Raw genomic sequence first — 11,408 nt, 5'->3', positions numbered from 1 at the left:
TCCTTAAAAGCTTCCCACCTTACTTGCTGCGGCTAAAATGTTTGCATCAATTCCTTTAGCGCCAAGAAGTAGGTTAATAATACTATTCACTAATAATTTTCTAAAATCTAAATCACTGGAATGCTGGGATTGTAAAGCATTAATAGCCTCCTGTATCCCTTGAAGCCTGCTTCTCTCAAATTGAGACTCAAGGCCTACAAGGCCATCAGAAAGAGCGCCTAACTTTCCTAACTCAAGATTGGTAAGGCCCTGAGCTGTTAGGCCCGATGCTCCTAACCCTCTTCCCAAATTTTGAGACAAAAGGGTATCCTTGGCTGCGGCAGATTGGGACTCAAGCCTTTCTCTAAGACGGTTAGCAGCCCTGTCAAATGATTGAATACTGCCTTCTGTGGCCTGTTTAGCTAAATCGCTTAAGGATAAACCATCACCAGTGGATGGAGGTTGCCCCACAAGAGGAGACACTAATCCCTGTATTTGATTAAAGCTATTCTTAAAATCTAACTGCTGCTGCTCTTTTTGTTTCCTTCTAGCCTCTTCATTAATCTGTTGAATGGTTTTCCCATCGGGGCTAGAAAATGCTACACCTGCTGCCATTTTATCTTCCCTCTCTCTGCTTTAATTCCCTAAACTGAACTGAAAAATCTTGTAACATAATATTATCAGAATTTGCCGTATCATCTTTTACATACAAATGAACAAATCTCCCCTTTTGTGTAGTGAAGACCTTTCTGTCCCCACCTCCCTGAAAGTTTTTGAGAGATGAGACAAAGCCCCTAATATGCGGATCGCTTAAATCCATAACATATTGCAAGCTACTGCCATTATTCGATGGGTCTAAATAGGCCCCCTTAAACACAAGGCTTATAAACCGTTTATATCCTCCACCATCTCTTCCTGGAGAAATTTGTGAGGTTAAAACCTCAGCTACAACATTAGAGCTATCATCTTTCGATGCATTGTTCTTAAAACACCCCAAGACACTAGCATTAGTGCCATCGAAAAAACCTAAATATGTTACATCTTGAAGTGGGTCCAATGAATCACTCGATGGATGCGGATGATATAAAAAGGTGGCATATGCCCCAGCGTTATTTAAATCTGATATCTGTGAAAATGAATACTCTGTCCATGTGCCAATTACAGGATTATACCCCCACATCCTAAATCGATTAACTTCTTCGCTACCAGGACTTAGAGCATCCTCCCATTCTGCATCTAGTCCAGTGGAAGAATCGACCCAATCTGCGACAACTCCAGTGTCTGAAACTATCCAAGGAGCGCCTGCAGTAGACTGTGCTGATATGCTAATCACATATTGTTTATAACGAGTGTTCCAAGCACTGGACACATAAACATTATTGTTGTATTCCGACTCTAGTATTGGGATTAACTCCCTATCAATTGGCAAAGAAACGTCTTTTATACCACCGCTAAATTCCTTAACACCAGACTCCGACAAAAAGAAGACGCTCTGCCCGTGCACTTGAATTGAATTTGGAAAAACAGTACCAACCCCCTTTACCACCGGCGCTACTGTGAAATCAGCGTTACTAAATCCGCTTAAAGCACTAATCCCTCGAGGATGAAAAATATAAAGTCGACCAGGCGTTCTGGCCAACCCTGTAATAGGTGCATCAAACTTAATAACATTTGTAGTTGGAAAATACTCTAAATCGTTGTCGTTTCCAATATATGGCTTACTATATTTAAGTAGATAAGGGTTGCTCCCATCAACCATCCAAATATGATTATTAAAAGCCTCTATTATAAATACATCCTCTGGTGGAAGGGCTTTATTCCCCAGGCTATCAGATGCAGCGCCTAAATCCGCATCAGCCGTGGAGTCCGTATAGGTGGCTGTAGCTAACGCTATATCTGCTACTTTATAAAACAAGCTGCCATTATCAAAGGTGCGATAAAGCCTCTTGGTATCTACACCATCAGCTGCAGGAGCTGTTGTGGGAAGGGTTATATCAACCTTCTGATTACTTACAGTGATAGACCCTAAAGGAGACCAATCGGACTCAAGACCCGTTGTGGAATTAACCCAAGTATACATATATTGAAAGGTCCCTGTAAGGCCCGTCGCTGAACCAACTGCTAAAGAAGGAGCCGATGTAGGTGCGGGGATTCCCACCCTTTCAATAGTGTTTCCAACCCCTCCCCATTTAGCTGGTCTACCGCCAGCAATAAAAACATTATTACCTATTTGTGCGAATTGATATTGTTTAGTGGCATTAAAACTAGTGTGGGTTGACTTAGTCACACTCACCCAGGAGCCCGACGAAAGGGTTTTCCATGTAGAACCGGAGAACGATAAAAGTAATTCTCTCTTAGTGGGTAATAATCCAGTTGACGTCCCAGAAAGTCTTTCTATCATTGCATTTGGAATGCCCGTTACTGCACCAATAGCTTCGCTAACAGACCCGGAACGTTTCACAAGAGCTCCAATTCTAACGTCAGGTAGGGCGTTTTTTAATAAAAGATAATCTAGGGTATTAACTCGAGTGGCAACGTTAGCATCAATATCTATATCAGCCTTAAGGGTTTGTAACCCACCGCTAACGATATACTCTTCTTCCTGTATCATTTCCCCTTCTACAATCTAAGCAATTGAGATGATATGCTTCTCAATAAAGACTCCACAGTTATTAACGTATTTCTAATAAAACTAATATTCCCTGGGAGTGAATTCTCCTCCCCAACGTTCTGCATTACATTAGCATCGAACACTGACTTCACTAAAAAAGAGTTAGCAACCCTACTTGTTGAATCCCCCGTCTCCTCAATAAATACATCCCATACCCCCTCCTCATCGGGGGTAAAAGAAAATTCATATAATCCGTTTGATATTTCATTAATTGAAGATGAAATCGTTCGCGACTTTCCATCTGAATAAAAATAAGTTGTAAAATTAGTGATTCCTGTTTTTGCTGTAGGATGACTAAAAACTGTTGTGATTTTTTCGTTCGGTTTATAAAGGCCCATGTTTACACCACCGTGACAGAAAATTCCATAACAGCTGCACTACGCCTAGTAAAGTTAGCCAAAAGCGATAAAGCATCGGCACAATAAATTTTATCTCCTGCAGCAAAACTCACAGAACCGGTTGTGGACCAATTGTAATTCCCTATCGCACTTATAGTAGATGACGTCGCTGTTAACACCACCGTCCCATTCTTAGACACCTTTATACTTTCGGTCCCTGATGCCGTGTAAACGGAAACCATGCTTGTACAATACATCTTAACAAGCGTGCAATCTGTCGGGACTATAAAGCCAATACCATCGGAAAATTTAGTGGGAATGCCGTTCACATCCATATCGACCGCATTAACAGCCGATGCAGATGGCATATTGCAGGCAACCCAAAATTTATTAGTATCAGTGTCTGTGGCTACAACTCTATAGGCTGGGGTAAAGGACATTACCCAAGAACCTCCCCCGTAACATCTATCCAACGGGACGACACCAATACTCCATTATCGGACTTCCAATATACATCATAAGTGTTAGTGCCAACTGTTGGTGATGTTAGTAACTCACTAAACGAAACAGTAAACTCGCGTCCATTATTACCGGCACTAGGCACTTCTATTATTCTGCTTGTTCCTACGGCACTACCTGCTTCATAAAATGTAAAAGTAATAGTATCGCCAAGATTGGGAGCACTACATGATAAATTAGCAGTTAACTTTACATAGTCCCCGCTAACAGGCGATAGGCTAATTGAAGCGTTCATAGCCGTGAAGGTGGTAGAGGACGTTGTTCTAAGACTACCATCAGCTGATTGGCTTATTTGCTTTATCTGCCTACCGCCCCTTACTGGAAGAATAAAATCGGTCCCATCATAAATAACTACATAAGGAGTGTTGGCCTGAAGCATGCCAGCCCGAAGGGTATTGCCCAATTGATCCTTGATTGTCTTAGCCCCTAATGAATTAACATTCAATGTGGTGGAACCTGTATTAGTGAAACCGGATATAAAGCTTATCATCATACCCGCTGTATATGCAGATATAGCAGGAGAGGTAATGGCCTGAGCGTTAGCAGAGCCAGAAGACGTTCCACCATAGTTAATAGCAGAGTCTTTTAATATAACACCCTCAATGCTAACACCATTACTCGCTGTTTTTTCCGTGATAGTGTCAACCTTTATGGCTGTATCATTCTTGGGCTGGATTGCCATGTTATTACCTCAACCAAAACTTATGACTTATTTTTGCATGCGTGCGAGCACGCTTATGATTAAGCTCAATATCGAGCTCTCTAATATCAGGATCTAAAGCCGATAAGAGAGTCCTAATGTTTACAACTCCCTGTTGACCAACTTCCTGCATCTCAATAAAGGCTTGAATATAAAGAATCGCCCCATTAACCAGGATGTGATCATACTCAGATGGTATTTCCGGAGTACCCGTGCCATCACCGTATGGAGCTGGCTGTTTTTTGTAGTACAACGTTAGAACATCCCCAGCACTCACTGGGTCTAATTCAATTTCTTTGCTGGGATTAATGGCAAAAGCCTTCGAAGGTCTAGCATCAACAGAGTCTATTTCTGTGACATAAAGTCTCTCTGTACCGGGTATTTTCTTTAGGTCCTTATATGTGAAGTATTCCAACATATCATATGGAATGTCATTCACATACAGCCTAACCGGAGTTGAATAGTCCGATGCATTAAATCCAGAACTTCCCTCAATAGAAACGGAAGTGTCCGAACTTTGCCATGTATATGTTGCGCTCTTAATAAGGTCAAAAAGATAGACCCGAGAGGCGACATACTTCATCGCCTCTTCGAGTCCATACTCGGCAACCGTGGTGATATCCGTGACGCCTGTATTGCCCGTAAGGGCTAAAGCTCTATCACGTAGGGTTTGATATGTTGCCAAGATTTAACTCCTTAATTATGTTATTGCCGGCTTGCTAAAGTGTGCAATAACACTGCCCACGGGGCTACCCAACGCACCGTTTGAACGGAATACCAGGGCTATATCAGATGACCCTGTGTTGGATACAACAATCGGAAACGAGGCAGATGATTCATTTACCCCAGTGGTGTTAATGTCAACATCACAAAGAGGGGTAGTGGCATCATCACTTCTCACCAGCTCAATTGTATCGCTAGCGCCAGAACCAGTTGTAATAAATGACTGCAGATTGTATATCTCAATCTCCTTGCCGGCCGGAACTATACAAGCCGCTGCTAAATTTGTATTATCAGCAGCCGTTCCATGCGCAGCCAGATCGAGATTCGCCTGCACCGAATTAGCATATTTACTCATCTCTAAAGGTCTCCTAATTAAGAAACTAAATATATAGGGGGCCGTAGCCCCCTATCTAATCACATTACGCAGATGTTACATGGATTATGTGCTCTTGACTGTGAGTGGTCTGATCCATAATCTTAAACCAGGCCATAATGCCATAGTAGGCCACAGCAATTGAACGCCCAAAATCCTTAACTTCTCTGCGAATCTCCCAAGGAAGGGCAACCTCATGTCCTACCGCATCAGCGCCAAACAGGAATCCCTCACCAAGAGAGCCTGTGGCCTTAGCCAGCTTGTGATTGTCTTCAACAACCCTACAACCCTTAACACGACCAATCTCGCCATTAAGGGCAGCCCTACCAGAATCCTCCCGAAGGATATCAGTGAGGGCCGAATCATCCTGAAGGGAGTGAGACGAATCAATATCCGCAACATACACATACGACTCACCATCATAAAGCGGGATATTATTAGCCTTTGCCTTCCTTCTAACAAAAGAAAGGTTAGCTAAGCTTAAATCCTGATCCGCCGTCTTGGTGGGCGTGCCGTTGGTTACAAACTCATCACCAGTCGAATTAAACACAGCCTTATAATCAGTTAGTTTAGCCTGATTATAAACCTGCGTATTCATAAGCTTCTGCATATCATCCATGAGGGCCTTCATAAAAGAGTCCTCAAGGGTGAGCCTGCTTAAATCCTCAAGCTTCCCAGTCCATGTTAGACTATTACCGTACTCCTTAACGGTGTAGGTCGCCTTCACAGGTGTGATTGAACCGGCCGGAATTGTATCATTCTCATCCAGCTCACCACCAGATGTGGTCATGTTTGGAAAGAAAGTATACTGAACGGTGTCACCTCGGCCCAGCCCTAAAGCCCTACCTGTCGGAGGGTTAGCAAGCTGAGACATGGCCTGCTGCGGCTGCGCCGCATGGCGCACCAACTCAGTAAGCTCATTTACGTTAATGGAGGCCGACATACCTCCCCAGGTATCATTTGCCATTTTTACTTATTCTCCTATTTGCCTTTGGCATAGCCCTTAATAGTTCTAGCTTTGTGAGCCTCCTGTAGGGCTTTCACAAAATTTTGGGCGGATGCCTCTGGGTTAAAATCAACTCCACCAGACATTGGTACCCCACCTACTGGCGGGATAGCCGACTGCCTGGCACGTAACTGCTTCTCTTCATCTGAAAGCTTTTTCAATTTCAAATCCTGTGCCATTTTTTCTACCGCAGCCCTGACCTGTCTATCATAAGACCACTCAGGATGCTCCCTTTGTATCTCCTCAAGCGGAGCTATAGCATATCCCTTATTCACATATTCAGTGACCTCAGGATACTCACTCGCAACAGCTGCTATAGCTTCTACAGCAGCTCGCTCTTTTTTCTGTGCCTCAGTTATCTCCTCCTTGGCTTTTTGCGTCGATAACTCCACAAGAGAAGAAAGAAGAGTTTCCGGATCTTTTTCAAAAAACTCGTGAATCTGATTTGGACGCTCCTCTTCTTCCCCAACAAGCTTCTTAAGCTTATTTTTCAAAATCTCATCGGCTTTAGCGGCTGCCGTTTTTTCTATGTCACTTTCAAGCGCCTTTTTAACTTGAATAGCAGCTTCCTTAATTTTTTCCTCAGGAATTTGAGGGCTCTGCTCTTCTACCTGCTCCGTAGTCGAAGCACTATTATCTGCCTGTTCAACAGTCTGGGACTGCTCTGCCCCTACCTGCTCATTATTTTCGCTCATTGTCATCAGCCTCCATCATTTTTCGTCTTTTATTTTTAGCCGACTTAGCACTTGTAAAGACCTGTTCGGCCATAAGCACTAAGCTTAAAAATGCACTATATTCCCCCTGTGCACGTGCCATATCTTCAAGCCCCCTGGCCTGGGCTAACTTTATCCGGGAATGTTCAACCCCCTGGGTTATCCATTTGCCATAGGTATCTTGAAAATTCTTATTGTCATGGAGGGCTGATAGCTTATCAGCCATTAGTTCATCTTTGGTTCTTTGCATAATTACTTTGCGTTATTGAGTAACGCCCCTTCCATTAGTACGCCCCAAGAGCTTCTGCTCCTCTTTAATGGCCTCAATCTGCTGAAGCATTTGTTGATGTGCCTGTAAATGCTGCATCAACTCAGGTGTGGCAGCGCCAGACACAGCCAACCTACTTTGAAGTTCAATATGTAACTGATGATCGTCACTCTCACTAACAGGAACAGCTTTCCCTGAAATGAGCAACTGATTCTCTGCGGTAATTTGAGCAGTTTGAGTGTTGGGATTTATTTTATCCGCTAACTCAGGCATATCATTCTTTCTAAACCACTCCTTAAGTACATCGACCATCGGAAGAAGCTGTCCAACAGGACCACCAGAATTAGCAAGCTGTAAAAGCTCATTTAAAACTCGAACCTCCTCTATTCTATTTGGACTATAAGAAAAGCCACGAATCTTAAAAGAATAAAACTGATTTAGAATATTAATCCTATCAGATTCATTAAGGTCTTTAAGCTTAGATATATCAGCAGGAGATAAAATGTTTTTAATCTCCGGATTAGACTCAAGCTCCAATAACCCAAACTGAAGAACCCTGGCAAAGCACTTCTCTAATGTAGGAATCAAAAAGCCCTGCTCCAGGTCAATTGCAATATCACTAACAGCCTGTTCAGCGCCCTGTGTTCTGTTTGCCACCTCTGTGGCCGACGTGCGGCTTCTTAGGTTTGCAGAACCTGAGAGCAGGTCAGAAATCTGTGTCAACTCTTGAATGCCAAGTCTTAATTGCTCCTGCATGGGAAGCACTTGACGCTCAACATCATTAGTCAGTTTTACACGCTCAAAAACATCAGAGGGCTTATTCCTTACTACCAGCCATTTACCTGGCTCAATTCCTTCTTCAATAACACTCTTATCAACCAGGTCAGTGATGTTAACTATGTTAAGCCCCGCAACTGAAAAGAGAGTTTGGTCAAATTGGATCTGGGCCAAAGCATCAAAGGCCTTCTGCAGGCCAGCCGCCGTTTCTCCAATGCCAGCGCCTGTGGCTCTCTGTGGAACTTCACGTGGGGCCATGTTAACCATTGGCGTTTGCTGATGGCCCGGGGGCTCCCAATAAGGATAAGTGCCATCCTTCAAAATAACACTATCATGAGCTATTACAGCATAGTAATAAGGGTCTTCAACTTTATCGTCTATTATAAGCGGACCAAAATACACAGTCAGAGGAATTAGATTAGCCTTCTTAGCATCATTAACCCGATTATAAACAGAACGCTGAATAGCCCTACTTGCATCTAAGCTTTTTTGCGAAACTTTCTTAACAGCTGATTTTTTAAATACCCCATTTTTAGCCTGTTCTCTAATCCACCAAAGCGGAACCTCGGTTTTAAAGAAATTAAATGGCGACTCATCCATATATTGCACGGACGTGTCCCAACCAACCTTCTCAGGATTAGGAACCTTTAAATCTAAACAACCAACCTGAATGAATTTAGGAGTTTTTATCGAGGCACTCGTGGATTCTCCAGTTAGGTCACCTATTAATTCATCTGTAACCTTATCCAACTCCCTCAGAAAATCATCCGAAGGTAATTCAGGCGGAGGAGCAGGGTTGTCAACCCGATTGGCAAGCTTGCGCTGCTGTTCTGCTCTAAGCTTTTCAGCTTCCTCTAATATGTAACGAGGATTCGGAATAAGCTTCTGTCGCCATCCTACAACAATGCTCCCCAAGGAAATAAGAGATTGAAGGATAAACGTGCCGGCAACCCTGGTAAAGCGTGCAGTATCGAGATAATACTTTAAAAGCCGCTCAAGGGGTTGAGCGAGTTCCACCGCAACAGGGTTATCAGGATTTCTCGGCTCCAAACTAAACCAATTAGGATTGTTAATTAGAATAGATTTAAGCCTGCCGGCCGCAACCCTAATTGATGACTCAAGCTTATTAATAGAAAACTGGGCCTGCCACGGTTCCTTACCCTTAAAACGAGACCCCTTAACAAACATAAGGTAGTTTTCTCGGGCACGGGCCCGAAACTCTGTCGTCTCTTCTTCGTGGTCCTTTACAATCTTATTGATTGCATTTACAATTTTTTGTTCTCTGTCAGAACGTGACAAGGCCCTGTCTCCTATTCAACTACATGCTCTTTGGGCTTAGGATTCTTCCTAGTGGAAGATCCCTGCTTATACATCATCTGATCGTTCTGAATTATTTTAGGTCCAGCACCCTTCGGGGGCTTACTTCTTTTGACCTGTGCTATATCCTTAGGCATATTTCATCCTCCTATGAAAAGTTGTAAGTCGCTGCAAAATTCTTCCCTCGAAAATCTGCATTGTCACCAACGGCAACTGCATTCCACTTGTTGTAGAAACGAATCACACGTTCAGCAATTCCCCGAGGGCTTTTAATTTTAAATCTGTCATAATCAAGAACCCAATATTGACCGTCAGAGTCAACAGCCACAGCCATAATAACCGTGTAATCTGAAGTTTTCTTCTCCGAATAGGCAAGGTCCACCGACATGTACATATCCGCCGGCTGACCCTTTGCGGGATATAGGTCCTTAACCAGGTATTCCTGAATGTTGTTTAAACAGTCCACAATGTCATCGTGCTTTGCCGCCCCGATTCTCCTGATTTCATAAACCAGGGAATCTGTGTCATGAATATCCTCACCGAACATCCAGTCCTGCAGAAAAAGACGACCATTATTAACTATGGCCTCAAGACCCGATATTATCCTGTCATGCTTACTCACCCCCACCTGGCGACGACGCTTAATGGGAAGTAGTGGAATGTCAATGGACATCTCCTCGGCATATTCCTTTATTACCTCGTATATTGGCTTACCGCCCCCTTCTATCTCAATTGCTACATTAAAACACTTAGAAAATGGCGGCTCCTCCCCCTTCTTATAGGTTTGAATATTACGCCAATCCAGTATTTGCTCCTCTTCAGGAACCGGATCGTTTCTATACTGGGCATTGAAAAACGCCCCCATGTCCATTCGTTTTCTTTCCAGAAGGTCAATACTAAAACCCGAAACACAATCTGGCGGAGCATTCCAACGTACCTTAGACGGGAAAATCGGGCCCTGATTCGGGTCGTCGTTTTTATAACAGCTCATTATCAGGCAATCAAAATACCCGCGATTCCCCAAAACCTTCTTTTCAATAATATCATTGTAAATATCTGCGTCACTATAACGAGTCCCCAGCGCCTCTATCCATCCATGAGGAGGAAGCAAAGCTTTACACTGATTAACAAAATTTAAAACCTCCTTTCGGCCGGCCGGATTATTATTTCTATCAACCACAATATCATCCCACACGATTAAATCAGGATGCCGACCAATAATGTTTGTCTTCGTTGAACAGCAATAAAGTGTTGGGTCCGTCCTAGGCTTTCTATTAGGAAGTGAGTATCCCTTAGCACCCCAAAACTTTGCCGGGTTATCTGAGTTGGGCAAAATATCAGGAAAAAGCTCCTGAAGAATCTTGTTGTCCTTCAATATAGTGCTAATCGCCCGCCCAACATCCTTGGCTAAATCCTCTGTACCAGACGCAACTAAAACAGCCCGATTGGGAAACCTTAATATATACTGCACAAGCCGAGCTTGCTGCATCATTGTCTTAATATGTCCACGAGGAATTAGGGTCAACTTGTCCCGTTCTTCCTTTTCGCCACGATTCCCAAACCAATGACGCATTAAAATCTTACCGTGCAGGTGCTCATCAAACCAGTGCCAGCCCAACACCACTCTAATCAGAAACCACAGGTCGGTAAGAATTAAGTGACGAAAAACCTGCTTATAGACCATCGGATTTTTCCTCTTCAGGTCCATTAACTTCTTACCAGCTTCCCTAACGCTTTTATCTGGATGTTTATGAACTATCATATGTATCTAAAACTAAGTAACGCCCGTCAGGGTAAGTAAATTATTCCCCCCAGTAGCAGGTAACGGATTCACCGTGATTGTTTTTGTTGTCGAATAACCATCATAGGGAAAACCCGCCGATGTATGCGCCCAGCAGCGAACATAATAGCTATTCCCAGCTGCGGCTGATGTCGCCTGAATTGTCAAAATCGACTGATTGGTTGTACAAGCAGAACACCCAGAATTGGGAGTGCAGGTTGTTTTGTTTGCAGGATTTACTCCC

General features: G+C 43.4%; 11 protein-coding genes. All 11 read right to left on the bottom strand.

The window, feature by feature from the left end; translation table 11 throughout:
• Window positions 1-3: 3 nt before the first annotated feature.
• Window positions 4-594 carry a hypothetical protein gene (locus D6694_12805; protein ID RMH38004.1) on the bottom strand — a complete coding sequence of 197 codons (591 nt, stop codon included), beginning with the start codon at window positions 592-594 and terminating at the stop codon, window positions 4-6.
• Between the two features lies 1 nt (window position 595).
• Complete coding sequence (locus tag D6694_12800; protein ID RMH38003.1) at window positions 596-2,590, bottom strand: hypothetical protein; 1,995 nt, start codon at window positions 2,588-2,590, stop codon at window positions 596-598.
• A gap of 400 nt (window positions 2,591-2,990) precedes the next feature.
• A complete protein-coding gene (locus tag D6694_12795) occupies window positions 2,991-3,428 on the bottom strand; it encodes a hypothetical protein (GenBank protein RMH38002.1) in 438 nt (145 codons plus the stop codon).
• Window positions 3,428-4,189 (bottom strand): hypothetical protein, encoded by a 762-nt coding sequence (locus D6694_12790; protein ID RMH38001.1) that lies wholly within the window; start codon window positions 4,187-4,189, stop codon window positions 3,428-3,430. Before D6694_12790 ends, D6694_12795 begins: the two co-directional genes overlap by 1 nt.
• 4 nt (window positions 4,190-4,193) lie before the next feature.
• The gene (locus D6694_12785; protein ID RMH38000.1) at window positions 4,194-4,892 is read right to left on the bottom strand and encodes a hypothetical protein; all 699 of its coding nucleotides are present in this window, start codon (window positions 4,890-4,892) and stop codon (window positions 4,194-4,196) included.
• Window positions 4,893-4,907: 15 nt separating this feature from the next.
• A complete protein-coding gene (locus D6694_12780) occupies window positions 4,908-5,285 on the bottom strand; it encodes a hypothetical protein (protein RMH37999.1) in 378 nt (125 codons plus the stop codon).
• Window positions 5,286-5,349: 64 nt separating this feature from the next.
• Window positions 5,350-6,270: a hypothetical protein gene (locus D6694_12775; GenBank protein ID RMH37998.1), complete on the bottom strand. Its 921-nt coding sequence runs from the start codon at window positions 6,268-6,270 to the stop codon at window positions 5,350-5,352.
• Window positions 6,271-6,284: 14 nt separating this feature from the next.
• Entirely contained in the window at window positions 6,285-7,004 is a 720-nt protein-coding gene (locus D6694_12770) for a hypothetical protein (GenBank protein RMH37997.1), read from the bottom strand.
• Window positions 6,991-7,272, bottom strand: coding sequence for a hypothetical protein (locus tag D6694_12765; GenBank protein ID RMH37996.1), 282 nt, complete (start codon window positions 7,270-7,272; stop codon window positions 6,991-6,993). Before D6694_12765 ends, D6694_12770 begins: the two co-directional genes overlap by 14 nt.
• 12 nt (window positions 7,273-7,284) lie before the next feature.
• Window positions 7,285-9,366, bottom strand: a complete 2,082-nt coding sequence (locus D6694_12760) for a hypothetical protein (protein RMH37995.1) — start codon at window positions 9,364-9,366, stop codon at window positions 7,285-7,287.
• A 166-nt stretch (window positions 9,367-9,532) separates the two neighbouring features.
• Entirely contained in the window at window positions 9,533-11,068 is a 1,536-nt protein-coding gene (locus D6694_12755; GenBank protein RMH37994.1) for a hypothetical protein, read from the bottom strand.
• Window positions 11,069-11,408 lie beyond the last annotated feature (340 nt).

The sequence above is a fragment of the Gammaproteobacteria bacterium genome, from assembly GCA_003696665.1.
Classification (GTDB): domain Bacteria; phylum Pseudomonadota; class Gammaproteobacteria; order Enterobacterales.
This window is presented reverse-complemented; position numbering and strand designations above follow the sequence as displayed.